A 25,447-nucleotide genomic window follows, 5' to 3' on the forward strand; every position below is an offset into this window, starting at 1 on the left:
CTTATGGTCGACTTCATGAAAATTCGCGCTCGCGCCGCAAAGCGCAAGGGCGGCGAGGAGGAACTGGTCTCGCTGCTCGGGCCGATTCCCGACAACGCCGCCGTGGCCGACATCGGCGATGACCGTATCCTGTCGACGATGGCCGAGCGCGTCTTCGCCGCCGGTTTCGTCTGGCGCGTCATCGAGCAGAAATGGCCCGGATTCGAAGAGGCGTTCCTGCGCTTCGAGCCGAAGCGGTTGCTGTTCCAGCCTGACGATTTCTGGCATGAACTGGCATCCGACCAGCGCATCGTGCGCAATCCGCAGAAGATCAAATCCGTTCGCGACAACGCTGCCTTCGTCGAGCGCGTGTCAAAAGAGCATGGCGGCTTCGGCACATTCCTCGCCGAGTGGCCCGCCGACGACCAGGTCGGGCTGATGGCCTATCTCGGCAAGCATGGCAGCCGGCTCGGCGGCAATACCGGCCAGTATTTCCTGCGCTGGCTGGGTTGGGACGCCTTCGTCATTTCGGCCGACATGGCGGCCGCCCTTCGCGATGCCGGGCTCGATATCGCCGAAAGCCCGACGTCGAAGAAGGATCTCGACAAGATCCAGGCCCAGGTCAACCGTTGGGTTGCGGATACCGGCCTGCCGCGCCGGCACATTTCGCGCATCCTGGCGATGTCGATCGGGGAGAACCATTCGCCGCAGGCGCTGCGCGACTATATGGGCAACGACTGATGTCGAAATTGGCCCAAGCAAACGCCATTGCGGGGCGAATTTTGCCGCGCTAAGTCAGCAGCATGACCAAGAAGCCCGACATACTGCGCATCGCCGTTGCCCAGCTCAATCCGACAGTCGGCGACGTTGCCGGCAATCTCGCCAAGGCCCGCGAGGCGAGGGCGGATGCCGCGCGTCAAGGCGCCGATCTCGTGCTCTACACCGAGCTTTTCCTCGCCGGCTATCCGCCTGAGGATCTGGTGCTGAAGCCGGCCTTCCTGAAGGCCTGCGAGCGGGCCGCGCAGGAGATTGCCGCCGACACCGCCGATGGCGGTCCCGGCGTCATCATCGGCACGCCGCTGAAGCGCAAGACCGGCACCCACAACTCGATCGTCTTCGCCGATGGCGGCAAGATCATCACCGAGCGCTATAAGGTCGATCTGCCGAATTATGGCGAGTTCGACGAGAAGCGCGTCTTCCAGGCCGGACCGGAGATCCAGGGGCCCGTCAATTTCCGCGGCGTGCGTCTGGGAATCCCGATCTGCGAGGACATCTGGGGCGACATCGGCGTCTGCGAGACGCTGGCCGAGAGCGGCGCGGAAATCCTGCTGGTGCCGAACGGCTCGCCCTATTACCGCGCCAAGATCGATGTGCGCCACCAGGTCGTCATCCGCCAGGTTATCGAATGCGGGCTGCCGATGATCTATGCAAACCAGCTCGGCGGCCAGGACGAGCTGATCTTCGACGGCGCGTCGTTTGCCATAGGTGCCGACAAGCGGCTTGCTTTCCAGATGAGCCAGTTCGAGGAGGCGGTCGACATCACCACCTGGAGGAGACAAGGCGAAAACTGGGTCTGTTCGGAAGGACCGATGTCGAAGATCCCCGAACGGGAGGAGGCCGACTACCGCGCCTGCATGCTGGGCTTGCGCGACTACGTCAACAAGAACGGTTTCAAGAACGTCGTGCTCGGCCTGTCGGGCGGCATCGATTCGGCCATCTGCGCGGCCCTTGCCGTCGATGCGCTGGGCGAGGAGCGGCTGCGCGCGGTGATGATGCCTTACCGCTATACGTCGAAGGATTCGCTTAAGGATGCTGAAGACTGTGCCCGCGCACTCGGCTGCCGCTATGACATCGTGCCGATCTTCGAGCCGGTCGAAGGTTTCCTTCATGCGCTGACGCAGCTTTTCGAAGGCACCAAGGAAGGCATCACCGAGGAGAACTTGCAGAGCCGCGCGCGCGGCACCATCCTGATGGCGATTTCCAACAAATTCGGCTCGATGGTGGTTACGACAGGCAATAAGAGCGAGATGTCGGTCGGCTATGCCACGCTCTATGGCGACATGAATGGGGGCTTCAATCCGATCAAGGACCTGTACAAGATGCAGGTCTATGCACTGTCGCGCTGGCGCAACAGCCACGTGCCGCCGGGCGCGCTCGGACCGTCGGGCGAGGTGATCCCGAAGAACATCATCGACAAGGCGCCGTCGGCGGAACTGCGCGAGAACCAGACCGATCAGGATTCGCTGCCGCCCTATCCGGTGCTGGACGACATCCTCGAATGCCTGGTCGAGAACGAGATGGGCGTCGACGACATCGTCGCGCGCGGCCATGACCGGGCGACGGTGACGCGCATCGAGCACCTGCTCTACGTCGCCGAATACAAGCGCCGGCAGGCGGCGCCCGGCGTGAAGATCACCAGGAAGAATTTCGGCCGCGACCGTCGCTATCCCATCACCAACCGGTTCAGGGATCGCGGCTAGACACCGTACCGACCGAAAATTCGCGTCATGCCGCAGGCGAGGGGTAGCGATGCCCGAGTGTGAAATCAGCTTCGACCTGTCACGGATCGACTTCAGGGCGACATCCGACCTGTTGATGGCAAGCTATTGGGGCGGCGGGCGCAGTGACGAGACCCACCGCCGCGCCTTCGCGAATTCGCTCTGCGTCGGCGCTTATGTCGAAGGCAAACAGGTCGGCTTCGGCCGGGCGATCACCGACCGCACGGTGTTCGCCTATCTGGCCGATATCATCGTCTGGCCGCAGCATCGCGGGCAGGGCATCGGCTCGCGGCTGGTGCAGGCACTGATCGATCACCCCGAGCTCCGCACCGTTTCGCACTGGAGCCTATCGACCAGCGACGCGCATGGGGTTTATGAAAGACTGGGATTCAAGGCATCGACCGATGGCCGGTACATGCGCCTCGATCGTAAGCCGATCCGCTGACCAAGCGCCTTTGCCGTTGTTGCAAATTTATCCCAGTGCTTGGACCAGATGCCGTTTTTGGTGACCGCCAGCCTTGGCGATGCGATGAGGCATCTCTATAAGGGCCTCTCCGCGATTCCCTTTAGGGAGGACCGAATGCCAGGATTTGACATCGTTATGCGAGGCCGCGAAGCCTAGGTCCCGACCGGCGCGCCGCAGGGTTTTCACCCTCGGAACGGAGCCGGATCGAGAACAGGCCTTTGCCGATGCCGGTCGCCGCCTTCGGGCAAGTGGCCATTCATAACCGAACCTCCGCATTCCCGGGCATTGAGCCCCTTGCGCGGTTTTTTCAATTTTCGACCTTACCGGGATCGGGCTTTTTGCGCCCGAATGACATCATGGCTCGTTTTCGAATCGATTTGCGCGCAAGCGCCTTTCGCAGCGTTCTTGGCTTTACTTTCACCCACTGGCGGCGCCAGCCCTGGCGGCTTTCGCTGATCATGGCTGGTTTCCTGCTGTCGACGCTGGCCGATGTGCTGACGCCGCTCTATTCCGGCCGGCTGGTCGATGCCGTCGCCAGCAGCGCCGGCGCCGACGAGATCGCCTGGAATGCCGCGATGACCGCGTTTTCCATGCTGATGGCGTTGGCGCTGGCGGGTGTCGTCCTGCGCAATTTGGCCTTCATGGGGATCGTCGAACTGACGCTGAAGATGATGGCCGACATCGCCGCCGCCGCCTTCCACCGTGTCCAGCGCTTTTCCACCGACTGGCACGCCAACAGCTTCGCCGGATCGACCGTGCGCAAGGTGACGCGCGGCATGTGGGCGTTGGACCTGCTCAACGACACGATCCTGATCGCGCTGCTGCCGTCGATCGTCATGCTCGTCGGCTCGACGCTGCTGCTGGGCTGGTTCTGGCCGCTGATGGGAGCGGTTGTCGCCGCCGGCTCGGTGCTGTTCATCGCTGTCACGGCGATGCTGTCGCTTGGTTATGTCGCGCCGGCGGCCAGGCTCGCCAACACCTGGGACACGCGCCTTGGCGGCTCGCTGGCCGACGCGGTGAGCTGCAACGCCGTGGTCAAGGGGTTTGGCGCCGAGGAGCGCGAGGAGAACCGGCTTGCGAAGGTCGTCGCCAAATGGCGTGCCCGCACGCGGCGCACCTGGGTGCGCGGCACCATCAACGGTACCACGCAAGGGGTGCTGCTGCTGGTGATGAGAGCGGCGGTCATCGGCCTGGCGCTGATGCTGTGGTCGTGGGGGCAGGCAACGGCCGGCGACGTCGCCTTCGTGCTGACTTCTTTCTTCGTCCTGCAAGGCTATCTCAGGGATATCGGAACGCATATCCGCAACCTGCAGCGCTCGATCAACGACATGGAGGAACTGGTCGATTTCCAGTCCGAACCGCTCGGCATCGAGGATCGGCCCGGCGCCGGACCGATCCGCATCACGCAAGGGGGCATCGCCTTCGACGACGTCACCTTCCATTATGGCAGTCACCGTTCGCCGCTCTATCGCGATTTCTCGGTCGATATCGCGCCGGGCGAGCGGGTCGGGCTGGTCGGCCATTCCGGGTCGGGCAAGACGACTTTCGTCAAGCTGATCCAGAGGCTCTATGACGTGAACGCCGGCCGGATCCTGATCGACGGCCAGGACATTTCGGAGGTGACGCAGGCGTCGCTGCGCGCGCAGATCGCCATCGTGCAGCAGGAGCCGATCCTGTTCCACCGCTCGCTGGCCGAAAACATCGCCTATGCCCGGCCTGGCGCCACGCAGGCCGAGATCGAGCACGCCGCGAAGCTGGCGAGCGCGCACGACTTCATCGCCAACCTGCCGAAGGGCTACGGCACGCTCGTCGGCGAGCGCGGCGTGAAGCTGTCGGGCGGCGAGCGCCAGCGCGTGGCGATCGCGCGCGCGTTCCTCGCCGATGCGCGCATCCTGATCCTGGACGAGGCGACGTCGAGCCTCGATTCAGAATCGGAGGTGCTGATCCAGCAGGCGATGGAGCGGCTGATGGTCGGCCGCACCACGCTGGTCATCGCGCACCGGCTTTCGACGGTGCGGGCGCTCGACAGGCTGTTGGTCTTCGATCGCGGCAAGATCGCCGAGGAAGGCTCGCATGACGCGCTGATCCGGCTGCCGGGCGGCATCTACCGCCGCCTGTTCGAGCGCCAGGCGCTCGAATTGACCAAGGGACTTGTCACCTGATCGGGGATGGCCTCCGGCTCTGGCCCGGAGGCCATCCCATCAGGCGCCGGCGGCTTGACGGGCGGGCGGCGCGGGACATGTGATCGCGGGCGGAGCCGCGTCCGCCAAGTCTTTTCATTGCTTGCGCCATGTTCTATGTCTGCGGCACGGCACGGGGGCGCGTCTTGTCAATCACAAAAGCATCCGGTACGCCCCGCTCATGACAGTTACCGTTCGTTTCGCCCCTTCACCGACAGGCCGCATCCATATCGGCAATGCGCGCACCGCCCTGTTCAACTGGCTGTTCGCCATGAACCATAAGGGGCGCTTCATCCAGCGCTTCGACGACACCGATGTCGCGCGCTCGAAGCAGGAATTTTCCGACGCCATCCTTTACGACCTGCATTGGCTTGGCATCTTTCCCGACACCACCGAATACCAGTCGCGTCGCTTCGAGATCTATGACGCGGCGGTCGAGCGGCTGAAGGCGGCGGGCGTTCTCTATGCCTGCTATGAAACACCGGAGGAGCTCGACCTCAGGCGCAAGGTGCGCCGTACGCGCGGCCTGCCGCCGGTCTATGGCCGCGAAGCGCTGACGCTGACGTCGGAACAGATCGCCGAATATCAGGCCGATGGCCGCCGGCCGCACTGGCGCTTCCTGCTGCCCAATTTCACCGGCGATCCGCAGCAGCCGGAGCGCACCGAAATCCATTGGAACGACCTGGTGCGCGGGCAGGAAACCGTCGATCTCGCCTCGCTGTCGGACCCGGTGCTGGTGCGCGAGGACGGCACCTATCTCTATACGCTGCCATCCGTCGTCGACGATATCGAGATGGGCGTCAGCCATGTCATCCGCGGCGACGACCACGTCACCAACACCGGCGTGCAGATCGCGCTGTTCCGGGCGCTGGGTGCCGAGCCGCCGGAATTCGGCCACCACAATCTGCTGACCACCGTTTCGGGCGAGGGGCTGTCGAAGCGCACCGGCGCACTCTCCATCGAAAGCCTGCGCGAGGACGGCATCGAGCCGATGGCGGTCGCATCGCTGGCCGTGCTCGTCGGCACGTCGGAGAATGTCGCCGCCGCGCACGACCTGGCCGAACTCGCCAGCCGTTTCGACCCGGCTGCGACTTCGAAGTCGGCGGCAAAGTTCGACCCGGACGAGCTTTTCGTGCTCAACCGGACGCTGCTGCACCAAATGCCGTTCTCCGAAGCGCAGAATCGGCTGGTGGTGCTCGGCATATCGGGCGAGCAGGCGGAACCGTTCTGGCTGGCTGTGCGCGGTAATCTCGACAGGCTGGCCGATGCTGTCGGCTGGTGGCGCATCCTGCGCGAAGGGCCGCAGGAGAAGCCGGAATTTTCCGACGCCGATCGAGATTTTCTTCACCAGGCCATCGATCTGCTGCCCGAGGAGCCTTGGAACGGGACCGTCTGGAAGGACTGGACGGCCAAGATCAGGGAAGCGACCGGCCGCAAGGGCAAGGCGCTGTTCATGCCGCTGAGGCTCGCCCTTACCGGACTGACTTCGGGACCGGAGCTTGCAGATCTATTGCCGCTGATGGGTCGGGAAGGAACGTTGGCCCGACGACCCTGACCTTCCGCTGTTCCGGCGGCAGCGTCGAGACCGGCGATGCGACCGGTTTGACCGCAAGCCGCTTGATGGCGTCGCGGTCCAGCCCGCCTGCGGCGTTTGCCAGCGTCTCGGGATCGGCACCTGGATCGGGTTTGGAGGCAGGCACCGGAATGAACGGGGCGCCCTCCGTTTGCGGCCGCGACTGTTGCTGGCTTGGCGGATTGCCGCCGATGATCTGGAAGTTCTGCGCGGCGTTGCAGCCGCAGGCCGGCGGCCGCGACAGGTTGGGCTGCTTGTAAAGATAGGCCGTCGGCAGTTCGCTGTAGGGTCGGCCGGTGACCGACGATGTCATGTCGGCTGAATCGTCGCCCATGCCGCGCGAATAGAAGACCTGGATCTCGGTGCCGGGACAGCTCGATTCGCAGTTCTTCTGGTCGCGCTCGAAATCGCCGACCGAGGCGGCATTCGACATCGGAAAGAAGTAGCCGTCGCAGGTGCGCACGCAGGTGGTACGGAACTCGCCGCCGACGCCCGGAAAATCCGGTATGCCGGACCGGCCCGGCACGCGGCGGATATTGCGCTCCTCGTCGGGATCGTCAGACTGGTCGAGCGTATCGAGCCGGCGTGTGTCGCCGCCGAACAGCTGGTCGAACAGATTGCCGTTGCCTTGTTCCCGTTTCGCTTCGCGCAAGAGTTCGCGGCGGGGCGCCACCGCGTCCTCGCGGCAGCCATTGGTGTCGAGCGCGGCCAGGATGCGTGCGCGATCGCGCCGCGAACCGCCGCCGGCGAGGCGGGCGCGCTTGGCCTGCAAGCTATCGAGATTGGCGTTCATGCGCTCGATGGTGGCGTTGAACCCAGCGCATTGGCTGACATTGCGGCTGAATAGAGAGAAGCCGCAGCCGGCGCTGCTGGACTGGCCGCGCGCCTTTGAAATCTGCTCGCGTTGCCGGTCGATCGCGGCGTCATATTTCCGGATCAGGGCCGGACCGCCACTGCCGCGCGAGGTCGCGGCAAGATCGGTCTCGAGCTGGCGGCAGACACGCGAGGCGGCCTGCGGCTCGGAGACGGCGGCGCCCGAAAGCAGCAGGCCAAGCAGCACGGCGAGATGCGCCTGCTTCCACCCTTTGCCCATCATCCGCCGAAACCCTGCTTGGTTGTTCGCCGCACGCTACGTGCTCGTGGTTAAACCGCAGTTTACCCCCGAATTGGTGTTCAGCCCAGATCGACGACAGCTTGCGCCTTGTGGGCGGCCTCGACCACCGCCAGCGCTGTCATGTTGACGACGCCGCGCGAAGTCACCGAGGGCGTCAGGATATGCGCCGGCTTGTCGGTGCCGAGCAGGATCGGGCCGACATGCAGGGCATCCATCATGGTCCTGAGCGCTGTCAGCGTGATGTTGGCGGAATCGAGGTTGGGGAACACCAGGAGATTGGCTTCGCCCTTCAGACGCGAATGCGGATAGACGCGCTGGCGCAGATGTTCCGACAGCGCGGAATCGGCATGCATCTCGCCGTCGCATTGCAGCTCGGGCGCGATGCGCGCCAGGATCGCCGCCGCCTGCCGCATCTTGAGCGCACTCGGCGAATCGCGCGAGCCGAAATCCGAATGCGACAGCAGCGCCGCCTTGGGCTCGATGCCGAAGCGCTGGATCTCCTCGGCCGCCAGCACGGTCATTTCGGCGATCTCGTCGGCGGTGGGGTCGACAGAAACATGGGTGTCGGTCAGGAAGATGATGCCGCGTTGCGAGATCAGCATGGACAGCGTCGACAGATCCCGGTCCTTGATGCCGGTTCGTGGCCCGATGATCAGCGTGACGTTGCGCAGGTGCCGCTCGAAACGCCCTTCGAGGCCGCAGACCATGGCGTCGGCGTCGCCGCGCTTCAATGCGAGGGCCGCGATCACCGTGTTGTCGGTGCGCACCATGGTGCGCGCGGCCTCCGTCGTCACGCCGCGCCGGCCGGCCAGCTCGATCAGGAGGTCGACGTAATGGCGGTAGCGCGGATCGTCCTCCGGGTTGATCAGGCCGAAGTCGACGCCGGGCTTGATGCGCAGTCCGTAGCGCTTCAATCGCACCTCGATGACGTGCGGACGGCCGATCAGGATCGGCTCGGCGATGCCTTCCTCCAAAACCACCTGCGCGGCGCGCAGCACGCGCTCGTCCTCGCCGTCGGCATAGATGACGCGCTTGGCGCTCGACGCCTTGGCCGACGAGAACACCGGCTTCATCACCAGGCCGGAGCGGAAGACGAAGCGGTTGAGCTTGTCGATATAGGCGGAGAAGTCGCTGATCGGCCTTGTCGCGACACCGGTGTCGCAGGCCGCCTTGGCGACGGCCGGGGCGATGCGCAGGATGAGGCGCGGATCGAAGGGCGAGGGGATCAGGAATTCGGGTCCGAACACCGGCGTCTCGCCGGAATAGGCGCGCGCGGCGACATCCGAAGGTTCTTCGCGGGCAAGGGCGGCGATGGCCCGCACCGCGGCCATCTTCATCTCCTCATTGATTGCGCTGGCGCCACAGTCCAGCGCGCCGCGGAAGATGTAAGGAAAACACAGTACGTTGTTGACCTGATTTGGAAAATCGGACCGGCCCGTGCAGATCATCGCGTCGGGGCGCGCCGCCCGCGCCACTTCCGGCATGATTTCCGGATTGGGATTGGCCAGCGCCAGGATCAATGGCTTCGGCGCCATGTGCTGGAGCAATTCCGGCTTCAGCACGCCGGCGGCCGAAAGCCCGAGGAACACGTCTGCGCCCGATATGACGTCGGCCAGCGTGCGCGCCTCCGTGTCCTTCACATAAGGGTCTTTCCAGCGGTCCATCTCATCCGTGCGCCCCTTATAGGCGACGCCGAAACGGTCGGTGACCCAGATGTTCTCGACCTTGGCGCCGAGCGAGACCAGCAGGTTGAGGCAGGCCAATGCCGCCGCACCCGCGCCCGAAGTGACGATCTTGATGTCGGCAATGGTTTTGCCGGCGAATTCCAGGCCGTTGAGCACTGCGGCGGCGACGATGATGGCGGTGCCGTGCTGGTCGTCATGGAAAACCGGTATGCCCATCCGGGCCTTCAGTCGCTCTTCGACCTCGAAGCATTCCGGCGCCTTGATGTCCTCGAGGTTGATGCCGCCGAATGTCGGTTCCAGCGCCGCCACCGTTTCGACCATGCGCTCGATCTCGGGCGCGTCGATCTCGATGTCGAAGACGTCGATGCCGGCGAATTTCTTGAACAGGACCGCCTTGCCTTCCATGACCGGCTTGGAAGCGAGCGGGCCGATATTGCCCAGGCCGAGCACGGCCGAGCCGTTGGAAACGACGCCGACCAGATTGGCGCGCGCCGTGTAGTCGGCCGCGGTCGCCGGATCGTCGCGGATTTCGAGGCAAGGGGCCGCCACGCCGGGCGAATAGGCGAGCGCCAGGTCGCGCTGGTTGCCAAGCGGCTTGGTGGCCTGGATTTCGAGCTTGCCCGGCGTCGGGTGCTTGTGGAAGTAGAGCGCGGCTTCGTCGAGGTCCGAACGTGCCGTTTTCTTGCTCTCGCCGTTCATTCCGGGCCTCCCTGCGATCCTGCGTGCCGCCTTCTTAGCATGCGGCCGAGATTTTTCGCGACGCCAAATGACGCAATCGCCATTCACATCGACGAAGCCGGGATAAGCGATCTATTTCAACGGTTTGAGCGGAATTTCTTCGGCGCCGGCGCTACCGGGTCTCAGAAGGCGCTGACATAGAGGCCGCCGTCCACCGGTATGTTCTGGCCGGTCAGGTAGCCGGCATGGACCGAGCACAGGAAGGCACAGATCTGGCCGAACTCCTCCGGCGTGCCGAGCCGCTTGGCCGGCACGTCGGCACTGATGCGCGCCTTGCGGGCGGCTGCCGCGGTCGGGTCTTCAACGCTGCCGGCCTCGTGCGGACCGCGCAGCCGGTCGGTATCCAGCTTGCCGGGCAGCAGGCTGTTGATGGTCACGTTGCGGTCGATCACCGTGCGCGCCACGCCGGCAAGAAAGGAGGTCAGGCCGGCGCGCGCGCCGGACGACAGATCAAGGCCGGGGATGGGGACATAGACCGATAGCGAAGTGATGTTGACGATGCGGCCAAAACCGCGCACGGCCATGCCGTCGATCACCGCCTGCACCAGCTCGATCGGCGTCACCATGTTCTGGGTCACGCCTTCGAGCATCTTGGCACGATCGAGCTCGCGGAAATCGCGCAGCGGCGGGCCGCCATTATTGTTGACCAGTATGTCGGGTTCGGGGCAAGCGGCGAGAAGCGCCTTCTGCACCTCGGGCTTCGATACATCGCCGACGACTTCCGTGACGGTCACGCCGTAACGCTCGCGCAGCTCCGCAGCGGTTTTGGCCACCAGCTCGGCGTTGCGCCCGTTGACGACGACGTCGCAACCAGCCTCGGCCAGCGCCATGGCGCAGCCTTTTCCGAGCCCCTTGCTCGAAGCGCAGACGATGGCCTTCTTTCCGCGGATGCCGAGATCCATGACGATTTCTCCTGTGATTCGCCGGCAGGCTAGCTCTTGGGCTGGACCAATCGCAACCGTCATACGGTTGTTGCATGAATCGGGGCATAGGCTCGCGAAAGCAACGGTGAATTCGCGATGTCCGGCCAAGAGCCCCGCACGTTCCGCAGCATGTTCATCTCCGACGTCCATCTCGGGTCGAAGGCGGCAAAGGCCGATTTCCTGATCGATTTCCTTAGACATCACGATGCCGACATCATTTATCTCGTCGGCGATATCGTCGATGGGTGGCGCCTGAGACGCAGCTGGCACTGGCCGCAGAGCCACAATGACGTCGTGCAGAAATTGCTGCGCAAGGCGCGCAAGGGCGCCACCGTCACCTACATCGCCGGCAACCACGACGAATTCGCCCGCCAGTTCCAGGGCGTGCATTTCGGCGGCATCGTCGTCGCCGACCGCGCCATTCACGAAACCGCCGACGGCAGGCGGCTGCTCGTTATTCATGGCGACCAGTTCGACACGGTCGTGCACAATCAGCGCTGGCTCGCCTATCTCGGCGACCACGCCTACGACGCCGCCATGCAGGTCAACCGTGTGATCACCCGGCTGCGCCAGCTGCTCGGCCTGCCTTACTGGTCGTTTTCGTCCTGGGCCAAGGTCAAGGTCAAGAAGGCGGTGAACTTCATCGGCTCGTTCCAGATGGTGCTCAGCGACGAGGCGCGGCGCTCGCATGTCGACGGCGTCATATGCGGCCATATCCATCATGCCGCGATCGAAAGCTATGGCGACGTCCAGTACATCAACACCGGCGACTGGGTGGAAAGCTGCACGGCGGTGGTCGAACATTTCGACGGCCGGATGGAAATCCTGACCTGGGCGCATGTCTTGCCCGACGCGCCGGACGAACCCTTCATCCCGATGCTGATCGAGGACCGGGTGGTGCAGGCCGCCTGACTGCGGGTGCCAGGCACAGATTCCGGTGTTAATCGATTAGGCCAATCGGTTTCGTCCGGTTTTTCCTCATGTTAAGGGTCAATCCACACTGCTCGCCGTTCGTGGACGGCAGCGTTATTGGATCGATTCATGCCGCTGCCGCCGCTTTCACCCGAACAGCTCGTCAAGCCTCGCCATTTCGAACTGCGCATGAGCCTGATCTTCGCGACATTGTTCGTGTCGCAGGGCACGCATCTGCCTTACTTCCCGCTGTGGCTGCAGGCGAAAGGTTTTCACGCCGAGCAGATCGCCGTCATCCTGGCGGCTCCGATGTTCCTGCGCGTCGTGACGACGCCGCTGCTCACCGCGCTCGCGGACCGGGCGAGGGACCGCGCCGACGTCTATATCGCGCTCGTCGCGGCATCGATGATCATTTCCGCCGGCTATTTTCTGCCGGCCTCCTACGCCGTCGTGCTTGCGGTGTCGCTGGCGCTGACGATCGTATGGACACCGCATTCGCCGATGGCCGATTCGCTCGCGCTTTCGGGCGTGCGCCGCTTCGGCTCCAACTACACCAGCATGCGCAAGTGGGGTTCGATCTCGTATCTCTGCGCCAACGTGGCCGGTGGTTTCATCCTGACCGCGGCAGGGGCGCAAGCCGTCCCGGCGATCATTTTCGCGGCACTGGGTGCCGCGCTCGTTGCCGCGCTGCTTGCGCCGCGCCTTGGGCGGCCGCGCCTTGCCTCACCGCTTTCGGCCGCGGAGATCCAGCATTCGGCGCCGAGCCTCTTCAATGCCTATTTCGTCTATTTCACCCTCGGGGTCGGCATCCTCACCGCCAGCCACGCCTTCCTTTACGGCTTCGTGTCGATCTACTGGAAGTCGATCGGCATCGGCGACACCGTCGTCGGGCTTCTGTGGGCGTGGGGCGTGGTGGCCGAAGTCTGCATGTTCGTGTTTTTCAACCGCATATTCGCCTCCGTGTCGGTCGTCAGGGTGATGGTGATTGCCGGCATCGGCGCGGTCGTGCGCTGGATCGCCTTTCCGCTGATCTGGCCGCTTGGCCTCGGCGTCGCCGGGTTTTTCGGCGTCCAGACCCTGCATTCGGTGTCGGTGGCCATGGTGCTGATCGGCCTGCAGAAAATGATCGGCGAAACGGTCTCGGAAGAGCGCACCGGTGCCGCACAGGGCATCGCCTATTTCTTCAACGGCTTCTTCATGGCCGCCGTGACGCTCGCCTCCGGCCCGCTCTACGACCGTTTCGGGGTCGACGGCTTCCTGGCCATGATCCCGATCGCGATCATCGGCCTGGTGCTGGTCGGACTCGCGGCGCGCTCAGCCCCAAAGCGCCGGATCGGGCGGTGAAACCAAGGATCCCTCATAGGCGAGGCCGGGCACACGATCCCGCGCAAGCAGCAGCGGTCCGTCGAGGTCTACGAAATCGGCGTCCTGGGCGAGCAGCACCGCCGGCGCCATCGCCAGCGACGTGCCGACCATGCAGCCGACCATGACGCCGAAACCCAGTTCGCGGGCGCGGTCGCGCAGCACGAGCGCCGCCGTCAGCCCGCCCGACTTGTCGAGCTTGATGTTGACGGCATCGTAGAGACCGGCGAGCGCGGCCAGATCCCCCGCCTCATGCACGCTCTCGTCCGCGCAGATCGGCACCGGATGCGCGATGTGGCGCAGGATGCCGTCATGGCCCGCCGGCAGCGGCTGTTCGATAAGCGCGATGCCTTGCTCGGCGGCAAAGGCGAGGTTCGCGGCGATGGTGTCATCGTTCCAGCCCTCGTTGGCGTCGAGGATGATGCGGCTGTCGGGCGCGGCCTGCCGGACGGCGCGGATGCGCGCGATGTCGTTGTCGCCGCCGATCTTGACTTTGAGCAGCGGGCGCGCCGCGTTGGCACGGGCCTGCGCCGCCATCGCCTCGGGTTCGCCCAGCGACAGCGTGTAGGCCGTCTCGAGCTGATGCAAAGGAGCCGGCCAGACTACGTCCGCCACCGCCTTGCCGCTGATCTTGGCTTCCAGGTCCCACAAGGCGCAATCGATGGCGTTGCGCGCCGCGCCTGCCGGCATGGCGCCGAGCAGGGCTGTCCGGTCCATGCCAGCAGAGATTTGCCCGCGCATGGCCTCTATCGCGGCGCGAACCCCATCCATGGTCTCGCCATAGCGTTTGTACGGCACGCATTCGCCACGGCCCGTGTAATCGCCTTCGCTGATCGTGCAGGTGATCACTTCGGCTTCGGTCTTCGAACCACGCGAAATGGTGAAGGTGCCGGCGATTGGAAAACGCTCGGCCTCGACCGAAATGACACGCGCCATAATTTTCTGCTCCGGCTGTGCGAGAAGGGTCGTCGGCAAATCGACAAGGCCGGACCCGTCAGGCTAAACAGGACGCCATGTTGACCATCGGCAAGCGCGACGCAAGCGGCAAGACCGCCTCGGAGGCTGACCACGAACCGCGCGTGTCGGTCGGTGAGGAAGCAGGCGTTCTCGGCTGCGCCTTCTCGGGAATCTGGACGACGCGCACCGTGGCGGCGATCGACGCAGAGATGCGCAAAATCGAGAAACGGAGCGGTTTCAAGACCTTGGCGCTCGATCTTTCGCATATCGAGAAGATCGACACCGCCGGCGCGTGGCTGATCGACCGCCTGGTCAGCGCTTTCGAGAAGAAAGGTGTCGAGGTCAGGCTGCAGGGCCAGAGCGACGTCGCCTCGATCCTGCTCGGCGCGGTCGGCGATGCGGTGCGGCGCGAGCCCGAATCGGGGCCGGTCGGGCCGCCCAACATCGTCATTCGCGCGCTGGAGGCGGTTGGCCGCCGCGTCTACGAAATGCGCGACGATTTTCTCGCCTCGATGAACATACTGGGCGCCACGATCCGTGGCGCGCAGATGAAGCTCGGCCGCGGCCATGCCGTCAATCCGGCGGCGATCTTCAACCAGATCGACCGCATGGGCGTCGGAGCCATTCCGGTGGTGGTGCTGATGTCGGCGATCGTCGGCGCCATCGTTGCCCAGCAGGGCGCCTACCAGCTCAGCTATTTCGGCGCCGACATCTTCGTCGTCGACCTCGTCGGCGTGCTGATCCTGCGCGAACTCGGCGTGCTGATGACGGCAATCATGATCGCCGGCCGCTCGGGCAGCGCCATCACCGCCGAAATTGGCTCGATGAAGATGCGCGAGGAAGTGGATGCGCTGAAGGTCATCGGGCTCAACCCCATCGGCGTGCTGGTCTTTCCGCGCCTGGTTGCGCTGGTGATCGCCCTGCCTTGCCTGACCATCATCGCCAATTTTGCCGCACTCGGTGGCGGTATTCTCGCGGCTTGGCTCTATTCCGACATCGCACCCGCCGCCTTCATCGACCGGCTGCGCGTCGCCATCGACCTCAGCACCATTTTCGCCGGCCTGATCAAGGCGCCGTTCATGGCCATGATCATCGGCACCATCGCCTCGGTAGAGGGCATGAAGGTCGGCGGTAGCGCCGAATCGCTTGGTCAGCACGTGACCGCCTCGGTGGTGAAATCGATCTTCGTCGTCATCATCCTCGACGGGCTTTTCGCCATGTTCTATGCAGCGATCGAGTTCTGAAATGGCGATGGGAAACGGCATCGAGACCAGGGCCAAGGAGGGCGCGGATGACAGCGAGGTCGTGCTTTCGGCGCATGACATCACCGTTTCCTTCGGCGACAACCTGATCCTCGACAAACTGTCGCTCGATATCTGGCGCGGCGAGATCCTCGGTTTCGTCGGCGCTTCGGGCGCCGGCAAATCAGTTCTGCTGCGCACCATCCTTGGTTTGACGCGCAAGCAGTCCGGCACGATCAAGCTGTTCGGCGTGGATATCGAAAAGGCCGACGATGCCGAACGGCTGCGCATCGACATGCGCCTTGGGGTGCTGTTCCAGCACGGCGCGCTGTTCTCGGCGCTGACGGTGCTGGAAAACGTCCAGGTGCCGATGCGCGAATATCTCGACCTGCCGCGCAAGCTGATGGACGAACTGGCGATGCTCAAGGTCGAACTGGTCGGGCTGCCGCCGGACGCGGCGCAGAAATTCCCGTCCGAGCTGTCGGGCGGCATGATCAAGCGCGCGGCACTCGCTCGCGCGCTGGCGCTCGATCCCGACATCGTCTTCCTCGACGAGCCGACCTCGGGCCTCGATCCGATCAGCGCGGCGGAATTCGACGAGTTGGTGGTCAAGCTGCGCGATACGATGGACCTGACCGTCTACATGGTGACCCACGATCTCGACACGCTTTTCACCGCCTGCGACCGCGTCGCCGTGCTCGGCAAGAAGAAAGTGCTGGTCGAAGGCACCATCGACGACATGCTGAAGAGTGAAGAACCGTGGGTAAAATCGTATTTCCGCGGAAAACGAGCCCGGCAACTTGATCTTGCCGCGCGCGCATAGCCATAAGTGAAGCAATGGAAACCAGAGCCAACTACGTTATTGTCGGCATCTTCACGCTGGTGGCGATCCTCGCGGCGTTCGGCTTCGTCTATTGGACGGCGGCGATCGGCGACAAAGGCGAGACCACATTGTTGCGCGTGCGCATCCCTGGCTCGGCTTCCGGACTTGGCCGCGGCAGCTTCGTGCTGTTCAACGGCGTCAAGGTCGGCGACGTCAGGCGCGTCTATATCGATGTCGACAATCCGACGGTCGCCATCGCCGACACCGAGATCGACCGCATGACGCCGATCACCAAATCGACGCAGGCCGATATCGGCCTGGCGGGCCTGACCGGACAGGCCAATATCGAACTCAAAGGGGCCGACCCCAAGGAAGTAAAACTTCTCGACCAGGCCGAAAAGGAAGGCAAGGTCGCCGAGATCGTGGCCAACCCGTCGGCGGTGACCAATCTTTTGCAGACGGCGCAGAACATCTTCACGCGCGCCGACACGGTACTGACGCAGCTGGAGGGGTTCACCAAGGATGTGCGCGGGCCGCTGACGCAGACCGTGCAGAATGTGCAGACGTTCTCCGACGCGCTGGCCAGGAATTCCGATGGCGTCGACAAGTTCCTGTCCGCGGTCAGCGCGCTGTCCGATGAGCTGAAGGGCGTCTCGGGCAAGCTCGACGGCACGCTGAAGGCGGCCGAAGGGTTGCTCAATGCCGTCGACAAGGACAAGATCAAGAGCATCGTCGCCAATGTCGATACGGTGACCGGCAACCTCAAGGAAACGTCCAAACAGCTCGATGGCGTGATCAGGAATGTCGATACGGCCGTGGGATCGGTCAATGATTTCGCCAAGCAGACACAAGGTACGCTGGCCAAGGTCGACGGCGTGCTCGACGGCATCGATCCGGCGCAAGTGCGCACGGCTCTGGCCAACATCCAGAAGGCAAGCGAAAGCGCCGACAAGGCGGCCTCGGACATCGCCAAGGTGACCGGCAAATTCGCGAACAGGGCGGACGACATAGACGAGACGATCAAGGATGCGAGGCAGCTCGCGCAGCGGCTCAACGACGCCTCGGTGCGCGTCGACGGCATCCTGGCCAAAGTCGACAAGCTGCTCGGTTCGGGGCAGGCGGACGGCGTGATGGCGGACGCCAGGGACACGCTGAGGTCGTTCAAGCAGGTTGCCGATACGCTGAATTCGCGGCTTGGCGTCATCACCGACAATATAGCCCGGTTCTCCGGCCAGGGCCTTTCGAATGTCGAAGCGCTGGTTCAGGACAGCCGCCGTTCGATCAGCCGCATCGAGGAGGCGGTTACCGACCTCAGCCGCAATCCGCAGCGCATCCTGTCGGGCGGCGAGGGCGAGGTTCGGCAGTATGATGGCAGGGCGCGGCGTTGACTTCGGTCTCGGCTCGCCCCAGAAACAGTGTCTGCATCCGCGGGTTGTTTTTACAATCCAGGGATAGTGAGGCCGGGGACAGCAGGGATCGCGCGTGAAGTCGACGATTGTGTTCAGATCGGGCGTGGCCTTGCTTGCCTTGACCCTTGCCGGTTGTGCCGCGCTGCCGGGCGGCGGGCCTGCGCCGCTTGACACGTTCGAACTGTCGGCGCCCTCGGTCGAGGCGCATGGCCACAGCCGCCGCCAGATCCTGATCGCCCAGCCGTCCGCGCTCAAGGCGCTGGACAGCCAGAACATCGTCATAAAACCGTCCCCACGCTCGATCCAGTACCTCAAGGGCGCGCAATGGGCGGACCGGCTGCCGCTGATGGTGCAGGCACGGCTGGCCGAGACGTTCCAGCGCTCGGGCAGCTTCGCCGGCGTGGGCAAGCCGGGCGAGGGACTGGCGATCGATTACCAGGTCATCGTCGAGATCCGTTCGTTCGAAGTCCGTGTCGACGGCGGCGATCATGCCGAGGTCGACCTGTTCGTGCGCATCCTCAACGACCGCAATGGCGAGGTGCGTGCGTCCAAGAGCTTTACGGCGACCGCGCCCGTCTCGGGCAGCGGCAACCAAGGCTATGTCGGCGCGCTCGATGCTGCTTTCGGCGACGCGGCCAAACAGATCGTGCGCTGGACCGATTCGGCGATCTGAGCGGCGATGCCGGACGGGCGCCAGCCACCAGGCTACAGGCGGTCGAAGGCGTCCGGCCGCAGCTTTCCGGCTTTCATCAGGTGCTGCAGGGTGTAGGCTACGGACAGCGCGTCATCGAGCGCATCGTGTCCCTGCAATGGCGGGTGTTGAACGCCATAATAGTCGGCAAGCTTGTTGCTCGGCGTCCTTGCCAGGTCCTCGATCGGCATCCCGGCCGAGATCAGCAGCTTTACGGCATTGTCAAAACGGGCGGCCGGGATGGAAGCAGGAATGCCTGCGATATAGCAGCTGATGGCCATCATGTTCAGTTCGTCCTTGCCCCAGGACCAAAATCGCGCCCCATTGGAGAAACGATCGACGTCAACAAGGGCTTCTCCTAGCGCGACCCCCTCGATCTCCAGCTTTTCTTCTGTGATGCCAGTCAGCTCGGTGAAGAAAGGGTCGAGCGCGTATCTCCTGCCAAACCGGTCGATCGGTCTGACATAGGCCTTGTGCGTGCCCAGGACGGGAAAGTCGTCTTCGAGCCCAAGCCTGACCGCGCCGATCTGCGCGATGACCGGATCCGGATCGTGGGCCGCGCACCAGAATCGACGTTGCGAGCCCTCAAGGCAAAGAAACTCGCAGTCGAATATGATCGCCGTCTTCACAGGTCAGGATCCAGTTCCGGATGCGACGTCCACCCCTCCAAGCCAAAAGGCGGGAGACAAGTCCCCCGCCTTTTTCATTGGCTGTCTGCCCGCTGCCTAGTGCAGGCGGCCGCTGGCGTGGGCCAGCATGGTGTAGACCTTGCCTGTATCCGATGTCAGGTAGGTCTGCGCCATGATGTTGTCGCGGTCATTGCGCGACACGTCCTTCAGCAGCTTCTCGAAATCATCGCAATAGCGGTCGACGGCGGCGCGGAACTCTGCCTCCGTCTGATACTTGCGACGGATCTCGTCGAACGTCTGCTGGCCCTTCAGCGTATAGAGCCGCCGCGTGAACACGTCACGCTCGCCGCGCCGGTACCGGTTCCACAGTTCGATCGACGCATCGTGATCGATGGCCCGTGCGATGTCGACGGACAGCGAGTTCAGCGACTCCACGACGTGGAGCGGCGAACGCTGGGCAGGGGCGGCGCGCGGTGCTTCGGCGGGTGTTGCAGGCTTGGCTTCGTCCTCGCGTGACGCCCCGCTCAGGAGATCGCGCACCCAGCCGCCCTGTTGCGTGCGGGCGCCGGCGTCGGAACGCTGGCGCGGCGCCGTGTCGGCGGGGCGCTCCAGGTCAAGCGTGCCGCGTAGCGCCGTGCCGCCCGACGGCGCCTGCGGCGCGCGAAGTTCCGGCTGTGGCGCGGGAGCGCGGCGCGGCGGCTCTGCCGCGCGGGGCGCTGCCGGGGCTTGCGGCGCCGGGCGCAAATTGCGAGATTCCGAGGGCTCTCCACCACTGCGGCCGGACTTCGCAACGATGTCCGAAAGCTCCTTCAGGGCGTTGATCTGCTCGGAAACCGCGCGGCGGATGGCCGATGTCGATTCCTTGGCCTCTTCCGGCATCTCGATGACGCCCTTCTTGAGCTCGGCGCGGGTGAGGTCGAGCTCGCTCTTGATGGCGCCGGCGGTGCGGCGCATCTCCTCGGTCGCGTCGGAGAAGCGCTTGGTCGCCGAATCGACGACGTCGGTGATGGCGTTGCGGATCTTGTCGGCCGATTCCAGCGTCCTGCCTTCCGCATTTTGCAGCGTCTGGCCGACCAGATTCTCGAACGAGCGCATGACCCTTTCGAGATCTTCCGACTTCTTGACCAGGCCGACAGCGAGATCCTCGAGCGAAGACTGCCTTTCTAGCGTGTGTTCGAGGTTGCTCTGGGCCGAGCTCAGGAGGTCCGAAGCACCGGCGAGCAGGCGGCTGTGTTCATCGAACTTGGTGGCGATCGACGCGACCTCGCGCAAGGTCGACGACGACAGTTCCGTCAGCCTGGTCGTGTTCGAATCGACCAGCCTTGCCGAGCTGGCGAAGGTCTGCGCCGCTTTCTCGGTGGTTGCCGCGAAGCTTTGCGTGCTGCCGGTCAGGCGTTCGTCGACCTGGCCGAGATTGGCCGCGGCCTGTTCGATCAGCTGACCGAGCTGCGCGCTCGACGTGGTCATTCGGCCGATCAGGTCGGCGACACTGTCGGATAGCGACGAGCGGGCACCTTCGACCGCCGAAAGGGTCTCGGCGGTGCGGCTGGCGAGCGCGTTGACGAGGGCTGCGTTTTCGCTGCGCAGCTTCTCGGCGGCACGTTCGGTGACCTCTTCCATGCTCTTTTGCAGTTCCGAGCCGCCCTGGGCGAAACGCTCGACCAGCGGCCGCGCGGTCTCGTCGAGGATCTTCGACATCTCCGCCGACCGTGCCGCGAGCATGGTGTTGAGCTCGCGGGTGTTGGCGCCGATCGTCTTGGCGGCGTCGTTGGTGCTCTGGCCGATATGCTGGCCGACCGCGGTGAAGGTCTCCGCGATGACATTGGCGCGCGACACGAGTTGCGCCTCGGCGCTCGACACCTGCTCGTTGAGCTTCTGGCCCATCGTCTCGGCGGTGTGGGCGAGCCGGTTCTCGACGCTGGCGATCTGCTCTTCGACGCGGGCAGCAGCCGTTGCCGCGGTCGATGCGAGCCGCTCGTCGGCGCCGGCGAGCGCCTGCTCGATTTCACGGGCATGCGCGGCCAGCTCCTGGCCGGTCTGGCGCGCACGGTCGGCGACCCTCTGCTCGGTGCTGGTGAAGGCGCCGACGATGCTCTCAGCATGTTCGCCGATGGTCGAGGTGCTGGCGGCGATGCGGGAAACCAGTCGGTTGTCCGCATCATCGAAGATGCGGGCGATTTCGGAGGCGCGGCCTGACAGCGCTTCCGAACCTTCGGCGATGCGCGAGACCAGGTGCTGGTCGGCGGCGTCGAAGATGCGGCCGAGATCCGCTGCACGCGCGGCAAGAGCTTCGGCCGATTCGCCGATGCGCATGCCGAGCCGCTGATCGGCGCCTTCGAAATTGCGCAGGATATCGCCGGCGCGGGCGGCCAGCGACTGTGCCGTTTCGACGGCCCGGGCAACCAGCTTCTGGTCGGCCGCGTCGAAGGTGCCGGCAATCTCGCTCACCCGAGCCGCCAACTGGTCGGCGGTCTCCTGGGCGCGGGCGGCCAGCTTCTGGTCGGCCGCGTCGAACGTGCCGGCGATTTCGCTCGCACGGGCGGCAAGCTGATCGGCGGTTTCATGGGCTCGCGCCAGCAAGGAACTGGACGCATCGTCCGCGCGGGCAAGCAAGGCGCTCGACGTGTCTTCCGCACGGGCGTGGAGACGGCGATCCGCCTCCTCGAAGGTGCGGGCGATGTCTTCGGCCCGGGCCAGCAGGGCGGCCGAGGTCTGCTCGGCGCGCTCGGCGATCTTGCGATCCGCATCGGAGAAGGCTTGGCCCGCCTGCTCATGCAGGACGCTGGTGACTTCCAGGACCTTCTCGCGCAAGGCGCCGGCCACGAAGACGGCGCTCTTCTCGAGCACGTTGCGCACATTGTCGACGCCTGTCGACAGCGCACGCTCCATGGTGCCCGCACGCTCCTCGATGATGCCGGTCTGGCGGCTGAACGCCTGCTCGATCTTGTCCACGTCGGCGGCGATCGCAGCGGAGATGTCGGTGCTCCTCGCCGCGATCTGGTCGATGTGACCCGACAGCGAACGATCGATGTCCTTGCGGGTCTCGGCGAGCCTGCCGAGATCGTCTTCCAGCGCGCGGCTCAGCACGTCGCGGCCTTCGGCCAGCTTGCCGACATGTCCGGCGATGATGCCGTCGAGATCGCCACGGCTCTCCGACAGCCTCTGCAGATCGGCCTCCAGCGCGCGCTTGAGGATGTCGCGGCCTTCGGCCAGCTTTTCGACCTGGCCGGCGACAAGGCCATCGATGCTCGAGCGGCTTTCGGCCAGCTTGGCGAGATCGTCTTCGAGCGCCTTCGACAGCACCGAACGCTCCTGGACAAGCCTCTCGGAGTGGCTGTTGACCAGTCCGTTGACGTTTTCCAGATCGTCTTCGAGTGCCTTCGACAGCGCCGAACGGTCCTGGACAAGCCTTTCCGAGTGGCTGTTAACGAGACTGTTGACGTTTTCGAGGTCGGCTTCGAGCGCCCGGGCGAATTGTCCCCGATCTTCGACCAGTTTCTGGGACTGATCGGCGACGGTGCTCTTGATCGTGTTGAGATCGGCTTCCAGCGCACGGCGCAGGATGTCGCGGCCTTCGGCCAGCTTCTCGACCTGGCCGGCCACCAGCCCGTCGATGCTCGAGCGGCTCTCGGCCAGCTTGGCGAGATCCTCCTCAAGCGCTTTCGACAAGGTCGAACGGTCCTGGACCAGCTTGTTCATGTGGTCGGCAATGACGCTGTTCACGTTCTGCAAGTCCGCCTCGAGAACCCGCGACAGCTGCCCGCGGTCCTCGGCCAGCCTCTCGGACTGGCTCGATATGACGCCCTTGATCGCGTTGAGGTCGGATTCCAGCGCCCGCCTGAGAATATCGCGGCCTTCGGCCAGTTTCTCGACCTGACCGGCGACCAGGCCGTCGATGCTCGAGCGGCTCTCGGCGAGCTTGGCAAGGTCGGCTTCAAGGGTCTGCGACAGCAGGCTGCGATCTTCGGCCAGGCGGCCCGAATGGTCTTCGATCAGCCCGCGTATGCTGGACAGATCGTCCTCCAGCGAACGGCCGAGCTGCGAGCGGTCTTCCGCCAGTTTGGCCGAATGCGCCTCGATGAGGTCCTTGATGCCGGCGATGTCGTTCTCCAGCGCCTTGGCGAGTACCGCGCGGCCCTCGGCGATCTTCTCGACCTGACCGGCGACAAGGCCATCAATGTCGGCGCGCTTGTCCACGAGCTTGCCGAGGTCGGTTTCGAGCGCGCGCGAGAGAATGTTGCGGCCCTCGGCCAGCTTGCCAACATGTCCAGCAACCATTTCGTCAATGATTGTACGGGCTTGCACCAGCTTTCCGGAGTCTTCGTTGAGAGCCTGGGAGAGCCGGTTGCGGCCTTCTTCCAGCCTTTCGAGGTGGCTGCCGAGCGAAGCGTCGATGGCAGCGCGCGATTCGTTGACCTTGCGCAGATCTTCTTCGAGAGCGCGCGCGATCAGGCTGCGGCCTTCGGCCAGCTTCTGCACCTGGTCGGTTACCGCGGCATCGATGCCGGCACGGCTCTCGGCGAACTTGGCCAGATCGGCCTGCATCGCGGCCGCCATGCGCTCGCGGCTCTCGGAAAGGCTGCGGCTGTGATTTTCGACCGCTTCCTCTATGCCCACGCGGGCATCGGCAAGCCGCTGGATATCGGCATCGAACGAGCGCGAGACGACGTGGCGCGCCGCTTCCATGCGTCCGGCGAAATCGCTGGCGCGAGCTTCGAGCATGGACGAGGTCGACGTGACGATATCGGCCATGTCGGCGCCGATCTGGGTCTTGCCCTGGTCGATCATCGCCGTCAGCGTGTCCTTGCTCTCGGCGAAGGTGTGGGCGATTTCGCGCGCGCGTTCGACCAGCGTTTCGTTGATCTGCCGGGCACGGGCTTCGAGTGCTGCGTTGAGCTTCTGCGTGCCGGTGTCGAGAGCCTCGGCGCGGGTCTGGAACTCGCTGATCAGCGCCTGGCCGCGCTCGGCGAGCGTGCGCTCGATGCCGTTGAGGCTGGCCTCGAATTCCGAATTGAGTGTGCGCGCGGCGCCACCAAGCAGCGACACCATGCCGTTGGTGCGATCGTCGAGCAGGTCGGTCAACGACCGGGTCAGGCCGTCTGTCGTGTCCGTCAGCTTGGCGATGCGCGTGTCGAGCAGGCTGGCGAAAGCCTCGCCGGAAGTCGAAAGCTTGTCGGTTATGGTGTCGAGCCGTCCTTCCACCGAATCGAAGATCGACAGCGAACTTTCGTTGATGCGGTCGATAAGCGTGTCGCCGGAATTGGTGATGGTCATCGACAGTTTGGTCGATGCATTGAGAATGCTGTCGCGGATGAGGTCGCTGGCAGCGCCGATTTCGTCCTTGAGGGTGTCGTGCGCGCCGGCGATCGAAGCGCGAACCCGCTCCGCATGGCTGACGACCGCCTCACGCTCGCTGCCGAGCCCGTCGACGAGCGAGCGGATGCGGGTTTCGTTTTCCGAATAGGAGCGCTCGATCTGGTTGACCTCGCTGTGGACCAGCGTTTCCAGTTCGACGGCGCGGGCCAGCGTGCGTTCGATGCCTTCGCCCATGGCGGCCACCTCGCGGCGGACGGCCTGGCCGATCATCATGACGCGATCCTGGGCCATGTTTTCCGGCTCGGTGAGGCGGAAGGCCACTTCCGTCATCGACTGGGCGGCGATGCGCATGTCCTGCGCGCGGCGAATCATGGCGGCGAAGGCCCAGAACAGGATGACCGGCACGGTGGCCGCGACAGCAAGGCCGATCAGTTCGGGACGGGCGAAGAACAGGTCGAGCGTGCGGATCCTCCAGATGCTCGGCCCGAAGAGGAGGTTGGCCAATCCGCCCGCGCCGGCGATCCAGGCCAGCGAAACGAAGGCGATAACCCAGTAGATCGTGTTCGAGGCGCGCCGGTTGAGGCTGTGCAGAAGCGTCTTGTAATCCTTCTGACGATCGTCATTGGCCGGCGAGAAGCCGGCGGGCTGACCGCCATTGCGTGTTTCGACGGGGCGCAGTTCGGCGGGTCTGGTCTTTGGCGCGGGATTCGCGGCCTGGGCTTGGTTGACGACGGGTGCCTGCGTCTGATTGCGTCCCTCGCGCGCCAATTCGTCGGCGGCCTGGGATATCTGCGCTTCCAGATCTTCCATCGAGGCCGCGATATCGAGGTCGCCGCTGCCGGTGTCGCCGCTGAGGTCGAGATCGAGTGCCTTCTCGAGTTCCCTGGCCACATCGTTGTCCAGAGATCTGGTCGTCGTTGTTTTCTTCGCCATGCCTTCGCTACCCTGTAC

Annotated in this window: 18 protein-coding genes; 11 read left to right on the plus strand and 7 right to left on the minus strand. The window is 64.6% G+C overall.

What is annotated here, in order from left to right; all coding sequences use genetic code 11:
• Window positions 1–3 precede the first annotated feature (3 nt).
• The 3 genes from FJ867_RS24365 (at window position 4) to FJ867_RS24375 (ending at window position 2,922) form a co-directional block, all read left to right on the plus strand.
• Window positions 4–720: a DNA-3-methyladenine glycosylase I gene (locus FJ867_RS24365; protein ID WP_140560905.1), complete on the plus strand. Its 717-nt coding sequence runs from the start codon at window positions 4–6 to the stop codon at window positions 718–720.
• A 62-nt stretch (window positions 721–782) separates the two neighbouring features.
• A complete protein-coding gene (locus FJ867_RS24370; protein WP_140525390.1) occupies window positions 783–2,459 on the plus strand; it encodes an NAD+ synthase in 1,677 nt (558 codons plus the stop codon).
• A 49-nt stretch (window positions 2,460–2,508) separates the two neighbouring features.
• On the plus strand, window positions 2,509–2,922 hold the full coding sequence (locus FJ867_RS24375) for a GNAT family N-acetyltransferase (RefSeq protein WP_140525389.1): 414 nt from the start codon (window positions 2,509–2,511) through the stop codon (window positions 2,920–2,922).
• A gap of 328 nt (window positions 2,923–3,250) precedes the next feature.
• Here the strand turns inward: FJ867_RS24375 and FJ867_RS29170 are convergent, their stop codons facing one another.
• A complete protein-coding gene (locus FJ867_RS29170; protein WP_224518946.1) occupies window positions 3,251–3,403 on the minus strand; it encodes a hypothetical protein in 153 nt (50 codons plus the stop codon).
• Here FJ867_RS29170 and FJ867_RS24380 point away from each other — a divergent pair.
• Entirely contained in the window at window positions 3,402–5,105 is a 1,704-nt protein-coding gene (locus tag FJ867_RS24380; protein WP_224518947.1) for an ABC transporter ATP-binding protein, read from the plus strand. The two genes, FJ867_RS29170 and FJ867_RS24380, sit on opposite strands and share 2 nt — an antisense overlap.
• Before the next feature lie 199 nt (window positions 5,106–5,304).
• The gene (gltX, locus tag FJ867_RS24385; protein ID WP_140525387.1) at window positions 5,305–6,678 is read left to right on the plus strand and encodes a glutamate--tRNA ligase; all 1,374 of its coding nucleotides are present in this window, start codon (window positions 5,305–5,307) and stop codon (window positions 6,676–6,678) included.
• Here gltX and FJ867_RS24390 read toward each other — a convergent pair.
• The 3 genes from FJ867_RS24390 to FJ867_RS24400 form a co-directional block, all read right to left on the minus strand.
• Window positions 6,596–7,792, minus strand: coding sequence for a DUF2865 domain-containing protein (locus FJ867_RS24390; RefSeq protein WP_140525386.1), 1,197 nt, complete (start codon window positions 7,790–7,792; stop codon window positions 6,596–6,598). The genes gltX and FJ867_RS24390 overlap by 83 nt on opposite strands.
• A gap of 77 nt (window positions 7,793–7,869) precedes the next feature.
• Window positions 7,870–10,194 carry an NADP-dependent malic enzyme gene (locus FJ867_RS24395; protein ID WP_140498933.1) on the minus strand — a complete coding sequence of 775 codons (2,325 nt, stop codon included), beginning with the start codon at window positions 10,192–10,194 and terminating at the stop codon, window positions 7,870–7,872.
• A 161-nt stretch (window positions 10,195–10,355) separates the two neighbouring features.
• Entirely contained in the window at window positions 10,356–11,135 is a 780-nt protein-coding gene (locus FJ867_RS24400) for an SDR family oxidoreductase (RefSeq protein ID WP_140557802.1), read from the minus strand.
• Between the two features lie 117 nt (window positions 11,136–11,252).
• Between FJ867_RS24400 and FJ867_RS24405 the strand changes: the two genes are divergently transcribed.
• Both FJ867_RS24405 and FJ867_RS24410 read left to right on the plus strand, forming a co-directional pair.
• Entirely contained in the window at window positions 11,253–12,068 is an 816-nt protein-coding gene (locus FJ867_RS24405) for a UDP-2,3-diacylglucosamine diphosphatase (protein WP_140818807.1), read from the plus strand.
• A gap of 129 nt (window positions 12,069–12,197) precedes the next feature.
• Window positions 12,198–13,412, plus strand: a complete 1,215-nt coding sequence (locus FJ867_RS24410) for an MFS transporter (protein WP_140515275.1) — start codon at window positions 12,198–12,200, stop codon at window positions 13,410–13,412.
• Here FJ867_RS24410 and dgcA read toward each other — a convergent pair.
• Window positions 13,383–14,366: an N-acetyl-D-Glu racemase DgcA gene (dgcA, locus tag FJ867_RS24415; RefSeq protein ID WP_140515276.1), complete on the minus strand. Its 984-nt coding sequence runs from the start codon at window positions 14,364–14,366 to the stop codon at window positions 13,383–13,385. The genes FJ867_RS24410 and dgcA overlap by 30 nt on opposite strands.
• 77 nt (window positions 14,367–14,443) lie before the next feature.
• Between dgcA and FJ867_RS24420 the strand changes: the two genes are divergently transcribed.
• From FJ867_RS24420 to FJ867_RS24435, 4 genes are all read left to right on the plus strand, one after another.
• Complete coding sequence (locus FJ867_RS24420) at window positions 14,444–15,631, plus strand: ABC transporter permease (protein WP_140633128.1); 1,188 nt, start codon at window positions 14,444–14,446, stop codon at window positions 15,629–15,631.
• Window position 15,632: 1 nt separating this feature from the next.
• The gene (locus tag FJ867_RS24425) at window positions 15,633–16,451 is read left to right on the plus strand and encodes an ABC transporter ATP-binding protein (protein ID WP_140498922.1); all 819 of its coding nucleotides are present in this window, start codon (window positions 15,633–15,635) and stop codon (window positions 16,449–16,451) included.
• A 14-nt stretch (window positions 16,452–16,465) separates the two neighbouring features.
• Window positions 16,466–17,839, plus strand: coding sequence for an MlaD family protein (locus FJ867_RS24430; RefSeq protein WP_140498920.1), 1,374 nt, complete (start codon window positions 16,466–16,468; stop codon window positions 17,837–17,839).
• A gap of 94 nt (window positions 17,840–17,933) precedes the next feature.
• Window positions 17,934–18,533 carry an ABC-type transport auxiliary lipoprotein family protein gene (locus FJ867_RS24435; protein ID WP_246675105.1) on the plus strand — a complete coding sequence of 200 codons (600 nt, stop codon included), beginning with the start codon at window positions 17,934–17,936 and terminating at the stop codon, window positions 18,531–18,533.
• A 32-nt stretch (window positions 18,534–18,565) separates the two neighbouring features.
• Here the strand turns inward: FJ867_RS24435 and FJ867_RS24440 are convergent, their stop codons facing one another.
• The gene (locus FJ867_RS24440; protein ID WP_140818809.1) at window positions 18,566–19,180 is read right to left on the minus strand and encodes a 3'-5' exonuclease; all 615 of its coding nucleotides are present in this window, start codon (window positions 19,178–19,180) and stop codon (window positions 18,566–18,568) included.
• Between the two features lie 96 nt (window positions 19,181–19,276).
• Entirely contained in the window at window positions 19,277–25,429 is a 6,153-nt protein-coding gene (locus FJ867_RS24445) for a kinesin (protein WP_140818811.1), read from the minus strand.
• Window positions 25,430–25,447 lie beyond the last annotated feature (18 nt).

The organism is Mesorhizobium sp. B2-5-3 (assembly GCF_006441005.1).
Classification (GTDB): domain Bacteria; phylum Pseudomonadota; class Alphaproteobacteria; order Rhizobiales; family Rhizobiaceae; genus Mesorhizobium.

What these genes read in the sequence shown, in the direction of transcription:
- FJ867_RS24395 (WP_140498933.1), bottom strand. Translation starts at nt 10,194, where the DNA reads ATGAACGGCGAGAGCAAGAAAACGGCACGTTCGGACCTCGACGAAGCC.
- FJ867_RS24430 (WP_140498920.1), top strand. Translation starts at nt 16,466, where the DNA reads ATGGAAACCAGAGCCAACTACGTTATTGTCGGCATCTTCACGCTGGTG.
- FJ867_RS24410 (WP_140515275.1), top strand. Translation starts at nt 12,198, where the DNA reads ATGCCGCTGCCGCCGCTTTCACCCGAACAGCTCGTCAAGCCTCGCCAT.
- FJ867_RS24375 (WP_140525389.1), top strand. Translation starts at nt 2,509, where the DNA reads ATGCCCGAGTGTGAAATCAGCTTCGACCTGTCACGGATCGACTTCAGG.
- FJ867_RS24365 (WP_140560905.1), top strand. Translation starts at nt 4, where the DNA reads ATGGTCGACTTCATGAAAATTCGCGCTCGCGCCGCAAAGCGCAAGGGC.
- FJ867_RS24405 (WP_140818807.1), top strand. Translation starts at nt 11,253, where the DNA reads ATGTCCGGCCAAGAGCCCCGCACGTTCCGCAGCATGTTCATCTCCGAC.
- FJ867_RS24370 (WP_140525390.1), top strand. Translation starts at nt 783, where the DNA reads ATGACCAAGAAGCCCGACATACTGCGCATCGCCGTTGCCCAGCTCAAT.
- dgcA (WP_140515276.1), bottom strand. Translation starts at nt 14,366, where the DNA reads ATGGCGCGTGTCATTTCGGTCGAGGCCGAGCGTTTTCCAATCGCCGGC.
- FJ867_RS24400 (WP_140557802.1), bottom strand. Translation starts at nt 11,135, where the DNA reads ATGGATCTCGGCATCCGCGGAAAGAAGGCCATCGTCTGCGCTTCGAGC.
- FJ867_RS24445 (WP_140818811.1), bottom strand. Translation starts at nt 25,429, where the DNA reads ATGGCGAAGAAAACAACGACGACCAGATCTCTGGACAACGATGTGGCC.
- FJ867_RS24425 (WP_140498922.1), top strand. Translation starts at nt 15,633, where the DNA reads ATGGCGATGGGAAACGGCATCGAGACCAGGGCCAAGGAGGGCGCGGAT.
- FJ867_RS24380 (WP_224518947.1), top strand. Translation starts at nt 3,402, where the DNA reads ATGGCTGGTTTCCTGCTGTCGACGCTGGCCGATGTGCTGACGCCGCTC.
- FJ867_RS24420 (WP_140633128.1), top strand. Translation starts at nt 14,444, where the DNA reads ATGTTGACCATCGGCAAGCGCGACGCAAGCGGCAAGACCGCCTCGGAG.
- FJ867_RS29170 (WP_224518946.1), bottom strand. Translation starts at nt 3,403, where the DNA reads ATGATCAGCGAAAGCCGCCAGGGCTGGCGCCGCCAGTGGGTGAAAGTA.
- gltX (WP_140525387.1), top strand. Translation starts at nt 5,305, where the DNA reads ATGACAGTTACCGTTCGTTTCGCCCCTTCACCGACAGGCCGCATCCAT.
- FJ867_RS24390 (WP_140525386.1), bottom strand. Translation starts at nt 7,792, where the DNA reads ATGATGGGCAAAGGGTGGAAGCAGGCGCATCTCGCCGTGCTGCTTGGC.